Source organism: Pseudomonas linyingensis, assembly GCF_900109175.1.
In the GTDB taxonomy this organism is placed as follows: Bacteria; Pseudomonadota; Gammaproteobacteria; order Pseudomonadales; family Pseudomonadaceae; genus Geopseudomonas; species Geopseudomonas linyingensis.
On sequence record NZ_FNZE01000006.1, the window covers coordinates 84,926 to 98,981 of the forward strand.

At 69.0% G+C, this 14,056-nt stretch carries 14 protein-coding genes; 13 read left to right on the forward strand and 1 reads right to left on the reverse strand.

Going from position 1 to position 14,056, the window contains the following annotated elements:
• Positions 1–19 precede the first annotated feature (19 nt).
• The 13 genes from BMZ19_RS09070 to ccmI all read left to right on the forward strand — a co-directional run bounded on the left by BMZ19_RS09070 (position 20) and on the right by ccmI (position 12,534).
• Entirely contained in the window at positions 20–1,363 is a 1,344-nt protein-coding gene (locus BMZ19_RS09070; RefSeq protein ID WP_090310106.1) for a glutamine synthetase family protein, read from the forward strand.
• A gap of 123 nt (positions 1,364–1,486) precedes the next feature.
• A complete protein-coding gene (locus BMZ19_RS09075) occupies positions 1,487–2,842 on the forward strand; it encodes an MFS transporter (protein WP_090310108.1) in 1,356 nt (451 codons plus the stop codon).
• Positions 2,843–3,006: 164 nt separating this feature from the next.
• The gene (locus BMZ19_RS09080) at positions 3,007–4,479 is read left to right on the forward strand and encodes a sigma-54-dependent transcriptional regulator (RefSeq protein ID WP_090310111.1); all 1,473 of its coding nucleotides are present in this window, start codon (positions 3,007–3,009) and stop codon (positions 4,477–4,479) included.
• Between the two features lie 32 nt (positions 4,480–4,511).
• Complete coding sequence (locus tag BMZ19_RS09085) at positions 4,512–5,354, forward strand: P-loop NTPase (protein ID WP_170847736.1); 843 nt, start codon at positions 4,512–4,514, stop codon at positions 5,352–5,354.
• A 175-nt stretch (positions 5,355–5,529) separates the two neighbouring features.
• Positions 5,530–6,177 (forward strand): cytochrome c biogenesis heme-transporting ATPase CcmA, encoded by a 648-nt coding sequence (gene ccmA, locus BMZ19_RS09090; RefSeq protein WP_280142148.1) that lies wholly within the window; start codon positions 5,530–5,532, stop codon positions 6,175–6,177.
• Positions 6,170–6,841, forward strand: a complete 672-nt coding sequence (gene ccmB / locus BMZ19_RS09095; RefSeq protein WP_090310115.1) for a heme exporter protein CcmB — start codon at positions 6,170–6,172, stop codon at positions 6,839–6,841. The genes ccmA and ccmB overlap by 8 nt, the downstream gene beginning before the upstream one ends.
• 35 nt (positions 6,842–6,876) lie before the next feature.
• Positions 6,877–7,620, forward strand: coding sequence for a heme ABC transporter permease (locus tag BMZ19_RS09100; protein ID WP_090310117.1), 744 nt, complete (start codon positions 6,877–6,879; stop codon positions 7,618–7,620).
• On the forward strand, positions 7,617–7,793 hold the full coding sequence (ccmD, locus tag BMZ19_RS09105; protein ID WP_090310120.1) for a heme exporter protein CcmD: 177 nt from the start codon (positions 7,617–7,619) through the stop codon (positions 7,791–7,793). Before BMZ19_RS09100 ends, ccmD begins: the two co-directional genes overlap by 4 nt.
• On the forward strand, positions 7,790–8,272 hold the full coding sequence (ccmE, locus tag BMZ19_RS09110) for a cytochrome c maturation protein CcmE (protein WP_090310122.1): 483 nt from the start codon (positions 7,790–7,792) through the stop codon (positions 8,270–8,272). Before ccmD ends, ccmE begins: the two co-directional genes overlap by 4 nt.
• Positions 8,269–10,242 carry a heme lyase CcmF/NrfE family subunit gene (locus BMZ19_RS09115; protein ID WP_090310124.1) on the forward strand — a complete coding sequence of 658 codons (1,974 nt, stop codon included), beginning with the start codon at positions 8,269–8,271 and terminating at the stop codon, positions 10,240–10,242. Before ccmE ends, BMZ19_RS09115 begins: the two co-directional genes overlap by 4 nt.
• Positions 10,239–10,781: a DsbE family thiol:disulfide interchange protein gene (locus BMZ19_RS09120; protein WP_090310126.1), complete on the forward strand. Its 543-nt coding sequence runs from the start codon at positions 10,239–10,241 to the stop codon at positions 10,779–10,781. The genes BMZ19_RS09115 and BMZ19_RS09120 overlap by 4 nt, the downstream gene beginning before the upstream one ends.
• On the forward strand, positions 10,778–11,335 hold the full coding sequence (locus tag BMZ19_RS09125; protein WP_090310128.1) for a cytochrome c-type biogenesis protein: 558 nt from the start codon (positions 10,778–10,780) through the stop codon (positions 11,333–11,335). The genes BMZ19_RS09120 and BMZ19_RS09125 overlap by 4 nt, the downstream gene beginning before the upstream one ends.
• Positions 11,332–12,534, forward strand: a complete 1,203-nt coding sequence (gene ccmI / locus BMZ19_RS09130) for a c-type cytochrome biogenesis protein CcmI (protein WP_090310130.1) — start codon at positions 11,332–11,334, stop codon at positions 12,532–12,534. Before BMZ19_RS09125 ends, ccmI begins: the two co-directional genes overlap by 4 nt.
• A 74-nt stretch (positions 12,535–12,608) precedes the next feature.
• On the opposite strand, the gene guaD is transcribed toward ccmI, so the two are convergent.
• Complete coding sequence (gene guaD, locus BMZ19_RS09135; protein ID WP_090310132.1) at positions 12,609–13,919, reverse strand: guanine deaminase; 1,311 nt, start codon at positions 13,917–13,919, stop codon at positions 12,609–12,611.
• Positions 13,920–14,056 lie beyond the last annotated feature (137 nt).

Below are 14,056 nucleotides of genomic sequence, written 5' to 3' on the forward strand. Positions count from 1 at the left end.
CCATGAAAGGATTGCGATGATGAAAAGCCCGGAAGAGTTGCTGCTGTTCGCCGAACGGTTGGCGGCGGTCGAGGAGATCGAGTGCGTGACGCCGGACCTCAACGGCATCCCGCGTGGCAAGACGATGACGGTCGAGGGCTTCCTCTCCGGGCGCCGCCTGCAGCTGGCGCGCGGCGTGCTGCTGCAGTGCCTGATGGGCGGCTATCCGCCGGCGAGCTTCTACGGCGGCGACGACGGCGACCTGGCCTTGCACGCCGATCCGCAACAGGTGCACATCCTGCCGTGGAGCGAGCCGCCGCGCGCGCTGGCCATCTGCGATGCGCTGGAGGTCGACGGCCGGCCCTGCGGGCTGTCCACCCGCGGCCTGTTGCGCCGGGTGCTGGCCGACTACGCGGCGCTGGGGATCACTCCGGTGGTGGCCACCGAGGTGGAGTTCTTCATCTTCGCCCCCAATCCCGACCCGCGCGAACCCTTCCTGCCACCGCTGGGCCTGGACGGGCGCCGCGAAGTCGGTGCCTCGGCCTTCACCGTGGCTTCCAGCAACGGCCTGCGGCCGTTCTTCGCCGAGGTCTACCGCTGCATGGCGGCGCTCGGCCTGCCGCGCGACACCTTCATGCACGAGATGGGCGTCAGCCAGTTCGAGATCAACTTCCCCCACGGCGATGCCCTGCAGCTGGCCGACCAGACCTTCCTGTTCAAGCACCTGCTGCACGAGGTGGCGCTCCAGCACGGGCTGATCGCGGTGTGCATGGCCAAGCCGCTCGGCGGCGTGCCGGGCAGCTCGATGCACATCCACCAGAGCTTGGTCGACGCGTCCGGGCGCAACCTGTTCAGCGCTGCCGACGGCGAGGCGACGCCGGCCTTCGCCCAGTTCATCGGCGGCCTGCAGGCGGGACTAGCCGAGCTGACCCTGCTGCTGGCGCCGAACGTCAACTCCTACCATCGCCTGGCCCATCCCTACGCCTCGCCGAACAACGTCTGCTGGGCCTACGACAACCGCGCCGCCGGCCTGCGCATCCCGGCCAGCGGCCCGGAGGCGCGACGGGTGGAGAACCGTCTGCCGGGCGCCGACGCCAACCCCTACCTGGCCCTGGCCGCCAGCCTCGGCGCCGGCCTCTACGGCCTGGTGCGCGGCCTGCATCCGTCGCTGCCGGCGCGCGGCGAATTCCAGGTGCCGGACGCCCTGCGCCTGCCCAGCAGCATGAACGAGGCGCTGCATCGCCTGCAGCGCAGCAGCCTGGCCCGCGAGCTGTTCGGCGACGAGTTCGTCGACGGCTACCTGGCCAGCAAGGCGCTGGAGCTGGCCAGCTTCCTCGAGGAGATCACCCCCTGGGAGCGGCGCGTGCTGGCGCCGCAGTTGTGAACCGACGCGGCTGACGCCGGTCGGAACCAGACCCGGACTGTCGCGCGAGGCCTGCGGGGGAGCCACGGATCACCGGCCTGAGGGCCGAACCGCCGGCACTGGCCGGCTGCCTCTGGAGGATGCATGCCCCGTTCGATGTTCGCTTTCCCCTCGCTGTACACCGCCACCCTGCTGATGCTGCTCGGCTCCGGCCTGCTGACCACCTACCTGGCCCTGCGTCTGGCCGCCGCGGGCGCGGCCAGTCAGGCCGGCTGGCTGATGGCCGCCCACTACGCCGGGCTGGTGCTGGGCGGCAAGTTCGGTCATCGGCTGATCGCCCAGGTCGGCCACGTGCGCGCCTATGTCGCCGCCGGCGGGGTGGTGACCGCCGCGGTGATCGCCCATGGTCTGTTCGAGTGGATCGGCGCCTGGCTGCCGCTGCGCTTTCTCATCGGTCTGAGCATGATGTGCCAGTTCATGGTGGTGGAGAGCTGGCTCAACGAGCAGGCCGAGCCGCGCAAGCGCGGCCGGGTGTTCTCGATCTACATGACGGCCAGCTACCTGGGCCTTGCGCTCGGTCAACTGGTGCTGGTGCTGCGCCCCGGCCTCGGTCTGGAACCGCTGCTGATGGTGGCGCTGTGCTTCGCGCTGTGCCTGGTGCCGGTGGCGACCACCCGCAGCATCCACCCCGCGCCGCTCACGCCGGCGCCGCTGGAGCCGCTCTTCTTCCTGCGGCGAGTGCCGCAGTCGCTGACCACGGTGGCCATGGCCGGCCTGGCGATCGGCGCCTTCTACGGTCTCGGGCCGATCTACGCCCAGGCCCAGGGGCTGGATACCCGCGAGGTCGGTCTGTTCATGACCACCTGCGTGTTCGCCGGCCTGGTGGTGCAGGCACCGCTCGGTAGGCTGTCCGACCGCTTCGACCGCAGCCTGCTGATCCGCCTGATCGCCGTGGCCCTGGTGCTCACCGTGCTGCCGCTGGGCCTGCTGCCGCGGCCACCGCTGCCGATGATGCTGGCCGTGGGTTTTGTCGTCAGTCTGCTGCTGTTCGCCCTCTATCCGCTGGCCGTGGCGCTGTCCAACGACCACGTCGAGCAGGAGCGCCGCGTCGCCCTGTCGGCGATGCTGCTGGTGGTGTTCGGCGTCGGCGCCTGCATCGGTCCGCTGGTTGCCGGCGAGCTGATGAACCGGGGGGTGCCGCGGCTGCTGTACCTGTTCATCGGCGCCTGCGCGCTGGTGCTGGTGTGGCGGGTGCGCCCGCAGGACGTGCGCGGCCTGCACCGGGTCGACGAGGCACCGCTCGGCCACGTCGCCGTGCCGGTGGCGATGGCCGGCTCGCCGTTGTCGGTGGCCCTCGATCCGCGCGTCGACGAGGCGGTGGTGCAGGAGCAGATGCAGGGCGAGGCCCAGCCGGCGGCCGAGCCGCCACCGGAATCTGACGCCGACGGCGCATCGCCGGCTGCGCCCGTCGCGGCTGACGGAACACGAGGCCCGGAATAGAGCGAGTTCGCAAGAATGGCAGCGGCAAGGCGAAAAACATGTCATAAAATTGACTGACGCCAGCCTTTTGGCTTTACTGCGTGCACTCTTCGAGTGCACCTGCCGAACGCCGTGAACAAGACGCGCCCCGGCAGCCTCTCCAGCCAGTCTCAAGCCGAGCAATCATGTGGCGTGAATCCCGAATCCTGCTGATCGACGACAACCTGCAACGCCGCCATGACCTGGCGGTAATCCTGGATTTTCTCGGCGAGCCATGCAGCAGCTGCAGCAGCAGCGACTGCGCCGCCGTGCTGGCCCCGCTGGAGTCCCATCAGCTGTCCTGCGTGCTGCTCGGCCAGGTCGACAGCAAGGGCGGCGCCCCGCGCCTGCTCAAGCAGCTGGGCGCGCCGACGGAGAATCTGCCGCTGCTGCTGATCGGCGAGCAGGCCACGGCCGACTGGCCGGAAGCGTTGCGCCGCCGCGTGCTGGCGCGCCTCGACATGCCGCCGAGCTACAACCAGCTGCTCGACTCGCTGCATCGCGCCCAGGTCTACCAGCAGGTGTTCGACGTCGCCCGCGAGCGGGGGTTGCAGCGCGAATCCAACCTGTTCCGCAGCCTGGTCGGCACCAGTCGGGTGATCCAGCAGGTGCGCCAGCAGATGCAGCAGGTGGCCGGCACCGAGGTCGGCGTGCTGCTGCTCGGCGAGTCCGGCACCGGCAAGGAGGTGGTGGCGCGCAACCTGCATTACCACTCCGGTCGCCGCGAGTTCCCGTTCGTGCCGTTCAGCTGCACGGCGATCGCTCCCGAGCTGGTGGAGAGCGAGCTGTTCGGCTACGAGCCCGGCGCCTTCGTTGGCGCCATCTCCAGCCACAAGGGGCGCCTCGAACTGGCGGCGGGGGGCACGCTGTACATCGACGAGGTGGCCGACCTGCCGGCGGACCTGCAGGTGCGTCTGCTGCGGGTGCTGCAGGAGGGCCGCTTCAAGCGTCTCGGCAGCGAGGAAGAGCATCCGATCGACGTGCGGGTGATCGCGGCCAGTCGGCACGACCTGGAGCAGCGCGTGGCCGAGGGCAGCCTGCGCGACGATCTCTACTACAGCCTCAACCAGTTTTCCATCGAGCTGCCGCCGCTGCGCGAGCGGGTCGAAGACATCCCGCTGCTGATCAACGAGCTGATCGCCCGCCTGGAACATGAGAAGCGCGGCTCGATCCGCTTCAGTTCGGCGGCCTTGATGTCGCTGTGTCGCCACGACTGGCGCGGCAACGTGCGCGAGCTGGCCAATCTGGTCGAGCGCCTGGCGATCATGCATCCCTACGGGGTGATCGGCGTCGCCGAGCTGCCGAAGAAGTTTCGCCATATCGACGACGAGACAGCGCGCCAGAGCGACGGCTCGTATGGCGAGGCCGCCGAATCGCGGGGGCTGGCGGAAGGCAGCCTGCCGGGGCTGGATGCGCCGGCGCTGCTGCCGGTCGGTGGCCTGGATCTCAAGGACTACCTGAACAGCCTCGAGCGTTCGCTGATCCAGCAGGCGCTGGATGATGCCGGCGGGGTGGTGGCGCGCGCCGCCGAGCACCTGCGGGTGCGGCGTACCACGCTGGTGGAGAAGATGCGCAAATACGGCATGGGCCGGCGCGACGACGAGGAAGGGGAACTCTAGTGGGCTGCCAGTCTGTGGGAGCGCGTGTGGGCCTGGCCAAGGCTCTGCCCAGGCCCGTGCAGGTGATCGCCATCGCCAGCGGCAAGGGCGGCGTCGGCAAGACCCAGACGGCGATCAACCTCGCCTGGGCGCTGGCGGCGCGCGGGCGGCGGGTGATGTTGCTGGATGCCAGTTTCGCCCTGCCCAACGTCGATACCGCGCTCGGTCTGACCCCGCGGCACACGCTGCAGGACGTCCTGGCCGGGCGCTGCCGTCTGGCCGATGCCCTGCTGGGCGGACCGGGCGGCGTGCAGGTGATCGCCGGTTCGGCCGCGGCGGGCGCGGTGGCCGAGCCGAGTGCGCGTCAACTGGCCGGCCTGATCCGCGCCTTCAGCGAGCTGCCGGAGCTGCCGGATGTGCTGCTGATCGACACCGCGCCGGGCATCGGTCTCGGCGTATCGAGCATGCTGCAGGCGGCCAGCGAGGCGTTGCTGGTGGTCAACGACGAGCCGGCGGCCCAGGCCGATGCGCTGGTCCTGCTGCGGCGCCTCAACGAGCAATACGGCATGACCCGTTTCCGCCTGCTGGTCAGCATGACCTTCGCCCAGCAGGAAGGCCGGGCGTTGCACGAGCGTCTGCTGCGCCTCAGCGAGCCGCTGGCCGGCGTGGTGCTGGACTATGTGGGCGCGATTCCCTTCGACGACGCCCTGCGCCGCGCGGTGCAGCGCCAGCGTCCGCTGCTCGAGATATTGCCGCGCAGTCGCGCCGCCCTGGCCTTCGCGGCGCTGGCCGAGAAGGTCGACGGCTGGCCGCTGCCGGCCAACCCGCGCGGTCACTTGGAGTTCTTCGTCGAGCAGATGATCGCCGCGCAGGCGATGCCGCGGCTCGGCGGCTGATTTCAGCCTTGTGGATGAGCTGCGACAGTCGGTCGCAGCTCATCCTTAAGCCCGTCATAAGCTGTCGAAAATACGATCTCCGGCCCTCTGGGACGCCATGTATAATGCGCCCCGACCTGGCTGGGGCACGCCCCGGTCGCCGCTTTCGATTGCTCCGCCGACGGGTAGCCATGCAGTGACCAGTCCCTTTCTCGAAGCTGTTGCGCTCGCCTGTGAGCGGGACCTGCGCATGCTGTTCGAGCGGCTCGACTTCGCCCTGCACGCCGGCGAGATGCTGCAGATCGCCGGCCCCAACGGCAGCGGCAAGACCAGCCTGCTGCGCCTGTTGGCCGGGCTGATGCAGCCCACCGAAGGCGAGATCCGCCTGGCCGGCAAACCGCTGGCCGAGCAGCGTGGCGAGCTGACCCGCAACCTGCTGTGGGTCGGCCATGCCGCCGGCATCAAGGGCCTGCTCAGTCCCGAGGAAAACCTCGCCTGGCTGTGCGCCCTGCATACCCCCGAATCGCGCGAGGCGATCTGGCGGGCGCTGGAGGCGGTCGGCCTGCGCGGCTTCGAGGATGTGCCCTGCCATACCCTGTCCGCCGGCCAGCAGCGCCGCGTGGCCTTGGCGCGCCTGTACCTGGATGCGCCGCCGCTGTGGGTCCTCGACGAACCCTTCACCGCTCTCGACAAGCACGGCGTGGCCCAGCTCGAGGAGCATCTGGCCCGCCACTGCGAGCAGGGCGGCATGGTGGTGCTGACCACCCACCATAGCCTGACGCGCAAGCCGGCCGGCTACCGCGAGCTGGACCTGGCCCAGGCCGGGAGCACCGCCGATGAGTAACGTGTTCACCCAGTTGCTGAGCCGCGAGGCGCGCCTGCTGTTCCGTCGCCCGGCCGAGCTGCTCAACCCGCTGGTGTTCTTCGCCATCGTCGTGGCGCTGTTCCCGCTGGCCGTGGGGCCGGAGAGCAAGCTGCTGGAAACCCTGTCGCCGGGGCTGGTGTGGGTCGCCGCGCTGCTCGCCGTGCTGCTGTCGCTGGACGGCCTGTTCCGCAGCGATTTCGAGGACGGCTCGCTCGAGCAGTGGGTCCTTTCGCCGCACCCGCTGCCCCTTCTGGTGCTGGCCAAGGTGCTGGCACACTGGCTGTTTTCCGGTCTGGCGCTGGTCCTGCTGGCGCCCCTGCTGGCGCTGATGCTCGGCCTGCCGGCGCGCTGCCTGCCGGTGCTGCTGCTCTCCCTGCTGCTCGGCACGCCGATCCTCAGCCTGCTCGGCGCGGTCGGCGCGGCGCTGACCGTCGGTCTCAAGCGCGGTGGCCTGCTGCTCGCGCTGCTGATCCTGCCGCTGTACATCCCGGTGCTGATTCTCGGCAGCGGGGCGTTGCAGGCGGCTCTGCAAGGATTGCCGGCGGTCGGCCAGCTGTTGTGGCTAGCCAGCCTCACCGCCCTGGCGGTAACCCTGACTCCCTTTGCCATCGCCGCCGGCCTGACCATCAGCGTCGGCGAATGAGTGAACATACGCGCAGCAGTTTCAAGGCGGTTTCTATGAATTGGACGTGGTTTCACAAGCTGGGCTCGCCCAAATGGTTCTACGACATCAGCGGTCGCTGGTTGCCCTGGCTGAGCCTGGCGGCGGCGCTGCTGATCGGCGTCGGCACGGTGTGGGGCCTGGCTTTCGCGCCGCCGGACTACCAGCAGGGCAACAGCTTCCGGATCATCTACATCCACGTGCCGGCGGCGATCCTCGCCCAGTCCTGCTACGTCATGCTGGCGGTGGCCGGGGTGGTCGGCCTGGTGTGGAAGATGAAGCTGGCCGACGTCGCCCTGCAGTGCGCCGCGCCGATCGGCGCCTGGATGACCTTCGTCGCCTTGCTCACCGGCGCGGTGTGGGGCAAGCCGACCTGGGGCGCCTGGTGGGTCTGGGATGCCCGGCTGACCGCCATGCTGATCCTGCTGTTCCTCTACTTCGGGGTGATCGCCCTCGGCCAGTCGATCAGCAACCGCGACAGCGCCGCCAAGGCCTGCGCGGTGCTGGCCATCGTCGGGGTGATCAACATCCCGATCATCAAGTACTCGGTGGACTGGTGGAATACCCTGCACCAGCCGGCCACCTTCAAGATCACCGAGAAACCGGCGATGCCGGCGGAGATGTGGGTGCCGCTGTTGATCATGGTGCTCGGTTTCTACTGCTTCTTCGCCGTCAGCCTGCTGCTGCGCATGCGCCTCGAGGTGCTCAAGCGCGAGTCGCGGGCCAGTTGGGTCAAAGCCGAAGTGGAGCGTAGCCTGTGAGTTTCGAGTCCTTCGCCGATTTTCTCGCCATGGGCAAGCATGGCCTGTACGTCTGGACCTCCTACGGCATCAGCCTGGCGGTCCTGGCCCTGAACGTCGCGCTGCCGATCCTGGCGCGCCGCCGTTACCTGCAAGACGAGGCGCGCCGTCTGCGCCGGGAGAGCAAGCCATGAATCCGCTACGCAAGAAACGCCTGTTCATCATCCTCGGGATCCTCGCCGGGGTCGGCGTCGCTGTGGGCCTGGCGCTGAGTGCGTTGCAGCAGAACATCAATCTGTTCTACACGCCGACGCAGATCGCTGCTGGAGAGGCGCCGCAGGATGCGCGCATCCGTGCCGGCGGTATGGTCAAGGAAGGCTCGGTGAGCCGCTCGGCCGACTCGCTGGACGTGCAGTTCGTGGTGACCGACTATGCCCAGGATGTGACCATCCGCTACCGCGGCATCCTTCCCGACCTGTTCCGCGAAGGGCAGGGCATCGTCGCCCTCGGCCGCCTGAATGCCGACGGCGTGTTGGTCGCCGACGAGGTGCTGGCCAAGCACGACGAGAACTACATGCCGCCCGAGGTGACCAAGGCGCTGAAGGAAAGCGGCAAGCAGCCCGAAGGCGCCATGCCGGCCAGTGCCGGCGGCAAGATGGGAGGTGGGCAATGATCCCCGAACTCGGCCACCTGGCCATGATCCTCGCCTTGTGCCTGGCCGTGGTGCAGGCGACCCTGCCGATGGTCGGCGCCTGGCGTGGCGATCGCCAGTGGATGAGTTTGGCCCAGCCGGCTGCCTGGGGGCAGTTCGCCTTCCTGCTGTTCTCCTTCCTGTGCCTGACCCAGGCCTTCCTGGTCGACGACTTCTCGGTGGCCTACGTGGCCAAGAACTCCAACAGCGCGCTGCCGTGGTTCTACAAGTTCAGCGCGGTGTGGGGCGCCCACGAGGGCTCGCTGCTGTTGTGGGCGCTGATCCTCGGCGCCTGGACCTTCGCCGTGTCGATCTTCTCGCGCCAGCTGCCGGAGGTGATGCTGGCCCGCGTGCTCGGCGTGATGGGCATGATCAGCGTCGGCTTCCTGCTGTTCCTGATCGTGACCTCCAACCCCTTCGAGCGCCTGCTGCCCAACGCGCCGGCGGATGGTCGCGACCTCAACCCGCTGCTGCAGGACTTCGGCCTGATCGTCCACCCGCCGATGCTGTACATGGGCTACGTCGGCTTCTCGGTGGTGTTCGCCTTCGCCATCGCTGCGCTGCTCGGCGGCCGTCTCGACGCCGCCTGGGCGCGCTGGTCGCGGCCGTGGACCATCGTCGCCTGGGCCTTCCTCGGCATCGGCATCGTGCTCGGCTCCTGGTGGGCCTACTACGAACTGGGCTGGGGCGGCTGGTGGTTCTGGGACCCGGTGGAAAACGCCTCGTTCATGCCCTGGTTGGTCGGCACCGCGCTGATCCACTCGTTGGCGGTGACCGAGAAGCGTGGCGTGTTCAAGAGCTGGACGGTGCTGCTGGCCATCGCCGCCTTCTCGCTGAGCCTGCTGGGGACCTTCCTGGTGCGTTCCGGCGTGCTGACCTCGGTGCACGCCTTCGCCGCCGATCCCGAGCGCGGCACCTTCATCCTGATCTTCCTGCTGTTCGTGGTCGGCAGCTCGCTGACCCTGTTCGCCCTGCGCGCCCCGGTGGTCAAGAGCGTCGTCGGTTTCGGCCTGTGGTCGCGGGAGACCCTGCTGCTGGCCAACAACCTGATCCTGGTGGTGGCCTGCGCGACGATCCTGCTCGGCACCCTGTATCCGCTGGTGCTGGATGCGCTGACCGGCGCCAAGCTGTCGGTCGGCCCGCCGTACTTCAACGCGCTGTTCCTGCCGCTGATGGCGATCCTCATGCTGGCGCTCGGCGTCGGCGTGCTGGTGCGCTGGAAGGAAACCCCGCTGCAGTGGTTGGGCGGCATGCTGATGCCGGTGCTGATCGCCAGTGGCGCGCTCGGCCTGCTCGGCGCCTGGTTGTTCGGCGATTTCCACTGGGCGGTGCTGGCCACCTGCCTGCTGGCCGCCTGGGTGGTGCTCGCCGGCCTGCGCGACCTGCACGGCAAGACCCGCCACAAGGGGCTGGTCAAGGGTATCGCCGGTCTGTCGCGCAGCTACTGGGGCATGCAGATCGCCCACCTGGGCATCGCCGTGTGCGCCCTGGGCGTGGTGCTGTCCAGCCAGTACGCCCTGGAGCGTGACCTGCGCATGGCACCGGGCGAGTCGGTCGAGGTGGGCGGCTACCAGTTCGTCTTCGACGGCGCCCAGCACCATGAAGGCCCCAACTACAGCGCTGACCGCGCCACCGTGCATGTGCTGGAGGACGGCCGCGAGATCGCCGTGCTGCATCCGGAGAAGCGCCTGTACACCGTGCAGCAGATGCCGATGACCGAGGCCGGCATCGACGCCGGCTTCACCCGCGACCTCTACGTGGCCCTCGGCGAGCCGCTGGAAGACGGCGCCTGGGCCGTGCGCCTGCACGTCAAGCCGTTCGTGCGCTGGATCTGGCTGGGCGGCCTGCTGATGGGCCTCGGCGGCTTCCTCGCCGCCCTCGACCGTCGCTACCGGGTCAAGGTGACCACCAAGGCCCGCGAGGCCCTGGGCATGACTGGAGCTCGAGCATGAATCGACGTCTGTTGCTGTTGCTGCCGCTGGTCGGCTTCCTGGTGCTGGCGGGCTTTCTCTACAAGGGCCTCTCGCTGGATCCGAAAGATATCGGTTCGACGATGATCGGCAAGCCGCTGCCCGCGTTCTCCCTGCCATCGCTGGAGGACCCGGCGCGCAGCCTGGGCACCGCCGACTTCAAGGGGCAGCCGGCGCTGGTCAACGTCTGGGCGACCTGGTGCCCCACCTGCCGGGCCGAGCACCAGATGCTCAACCGCCTGGCCGGACAGGGCGTGGCGGTCTATGGGATCAACTACAAGGACGACGGCGACGCCGCACGCCGCTGGCTGACCGAGCTGGGCAATCCCTACCGCTTCAACGTCGAGGACCCGCAGGGCAGTCTGGGCATCAACCTGGGCGTCTACGGCGCACCGGAAACCTTCCTGATCGACAAGGACGGCATCATCCGCCACAAGTTCGTCGGCGCCATCGACGAACGGGTCTGGCGCGAGCAACTGGCGCCGCTATACCGCGAACTGCTCGACGAGGCTGGCCAATGAAGCGTCTGCTGAGCAAGCGCTGGCTGGGCGCCGGCCTGCTGGGCCTGAGCCTGTCGCTGGGCGCCCAGGCGGCCATCGACACCTACGAGTTCAAGGACGACGGTGACCGCGCCCGCTACCGCACCCTCACCGAGGAGCTGCGCTGCCCGAAGTGCCAGAACCAGAACATCGCCGACTCCGACGCGCCGATCGCCATGGACCTGCGCCGCGAGATCCACCGCATGCTCGGCGAGGGCAAGAGCGACGACGAGATCGTCGACTATCTGGTCGACCGCTACGGCGACTTCGTGCGCTACAACCCGCCGGTCAACGCCCGCACCTGGCTGCTCTGGTACGGCCCCTGGCTGATGCTCGGCGGCGGCCTGGGCGTGCTGGCGCTGATCGTCCTGCGCCGTCGGCGTCCCGCTGCGCCTGGTGGGGCCGCGGCGTCCGGCAATGCCGGCAGCGATCTCTCCGCCGAGGAGCGTGCGCGCCTTGACCAACTGCTGAAGAATTCTGTTCACAAGAACTCTGGCGACCAGAGCTCTGTCGACAACACCAAGGCTGATAAATGACCGCTTTCTGGCTTGCCGCCGGAGTGCTGCTGCTGGCAGCGCTCGCCTTCGTGCTGATTCCGCTGCTGCGTGGCCGCCGTGCCCAGGCCGAGGAAGACCGCACCGCCCTCAACGTCGCCCTGTATCAGGAGCGCATCGCCGAACTGGACGCTCAGCATGCCGCCGGCGCGCTGGATGCCGCCCAGCTGGATGCCGGCCGCAGCGAGGCCGCCCGCGAGCTGCTGGCCGATGCCGAGCAGGCCGAAGGCACGCGTCGCGTGCTGGGCCGCTGGCTGCCGCTGGTCATGGCCCTGCTGGTGCCGCTGGCCGGTCTCGGCCTGTATCTGCACTGGGGCGCCAGCGATGCGCTTAAGCTGCGCAGCGAGCTGGCCACCGCGCCGCAGAACATCGAGGAGATGACTGCGCGCCTGGAGGAGACGGTTCGCCTGCAGCCGGATCAGGCCGAGGCCTGGTACTTCCTCGGCCGCACCTACATGGCCCAGCAGCGTCCCCAGGACGCCGCAAAGGCCTTCGCCCGCGCCGCCGAGGTGGCCGGTCGCCAGCCGGAGCTGCTCGGCCAGTGGGCGCAGGCGCTGTACTTCGCCGAAGGGCAGAAGTTCACCGCGCAGGTGCGCAGCCTCAGCGAGGAAGCGCTCAAGCTCGATCCGCAGGAGGTCACCACCCTCGGCCTGCTCGGCATCGCCGCCTTCGAGGAGCAGCGCTTCGCCGACGCCATGGGCTACTGGCAGCGCCTGGTCGGCGTGCTGGAGCCCAACGATCCGTCGCGCGAGGCGATCCAGGGCGGCATCGAGCGTGCCCGCGAGCAGTTGGTCGCCCGCGGCGAGCAGGTGCCGGAGGCCCCTGTCACGGTGGCGGCGGTGCAGCTCAAGGTCAAGGTCAGCCTGGCCCCGCAACTGGCCGACAAGGTGCAGCCGGACGACAGCCTGTTCATCTTCGCCCGCGCCGCCTCCGGCCCGCCGATGCCGCTGGCGGCCAAGCGTCTGAAGGTCTCCGACCTGCCGGTGGAGGTCAGTCTGTCCGATGCCGACGCGATGATGCCGCAGCTCAAGCTGTCCAACTTCGCCGAGATCCAGCTGGTGGCGCGCATCTCCCGTGCCGGCAGCCCGATGGCCGGCGAATGGATCGGCCAGAGCGCCGTGCTGAAGACCGCCGAGGCGGGCGAGCAGGTGCTGGTGATCGATCAGGCCGAGCAGAAGTAGCTCTGCTCCCCGGTCCACCCGTGGCATCGGGTGGGCCGGGCATTTTCCTGGCGCGGCTGCTCAGCCGCGATCCGTCAGCCCTCGCGGCGATGCCGCGACACCCCGGCGACGAAGGTTTCCTGCACCACGCGGTCGTCGCCGAGGGTCAGCAGCACCGCCAGGCGCTCCGCCAAGCTGGTGGTGTGCTGCAGGCGGAACTGCAGCAGCGGCGTGGCATTCCAGTCCAATACCACGAAGTCGGCCTCGTGACCGGGGGCCAGGCTGCCGATCCGCTCGTCCAGGCCCAGCGCACGGGCGCCGCCCAGGGTGGCCAGGTACAGGGCCTTGAACGGATCGAGGCTGCGGCCCTGCAGTTGCTCGACCTTGTAGGCCTCATTGAGAGTCTGCAGCAGCGAGAAGCTGGTACCGGCGCCGATGTCGCTGCCCATGCCGACCTTGAGACCCAGTCGCTCGGCGCGGCCGAGATCGAACAGGCCGCTGCCGAGGAACAGGTTGGAGGTGGGGCAGAACGCCACCGCCGCGCCGCTGGCGGCCAGCTGCCGGCAGTCGGAATCGCCGAGGTGGATGGCGTGGGCGAACAGCGAGCGCGGGCCGAGCAGGCCATGGTGGGCGTAGACGTCCAGATAGCTACTGCGTTCGGGAAACAGCGAGCGTACCCAAGTGACTTCCCGGCGATTTTCGGCCAGATGGGTGTGCAGGTGTACGCTGGGATGTTCGCGCAGCAGGCGTCCGGCCAGGTGCAGCTGTTCGTCGCTGCAGCTGCCGGCAAAGCGCGGCGTCACCGCGTAGCCGAGACGGCCTCTGCCATGCCAGCGCTCGATCAGCGCCTGGCTCTGTTCGTAGCCGCTGGCCGGGGTGTCGCACAGCGCCGGCGGGGCGTTGCGGTCCATCAGCACCTTGCCGCAGAGCATGCGCAGATCCAGCTCGGCAGCCACCGCGAAGAAGGCGTCCACCGACTCGGGATGCACGGTGGGAAACACCAACGCGCTGGTGGTGCCGTTGCGCAGCAGTTCGCCGACGAAGAAGCGCGCCACCTGTCCGGCGTAGTCGCGGTCGGCGAAGCGCAGCTCGGTCGGGTAGGTGTGGCGGGTGAGCCAGTCGAGCAGTTGCTCGCCGCCGGCACCGACGATGCCGGTCTGCGGGTAGTGGATGTGGGTGTCGATGAAGCCGGGGGTGATCAGCGCATCGGGCCAGTGGCGCACCTCGACCGTCGGCGCCAGGCCCGGCAGCAGTTCGGCCGCCGGACCCAGGGCGCGAATGCGACCCTCCTCGACCAGCAGCAGGCCGTCCTCGAGATGGCGGTAGGAGGCGGCGACCCCGACGCTGGCGGGATCGTCCAGGCTGTAGAGCAGGGCGGCGCGATAGGCCTGGGGTCGAGCAGACATGGCGACGGGCTTCCTTGTGAACGCGGACACGGTGTTGTGGTGGCGCGTGGCTACGCTTGCAACCAGTACCGCGGTGCGCTGTCTGATAGGTGTAAGCGTCGTCTTGTCATCTTGCGACGACGCAACTGCCCCGGCTT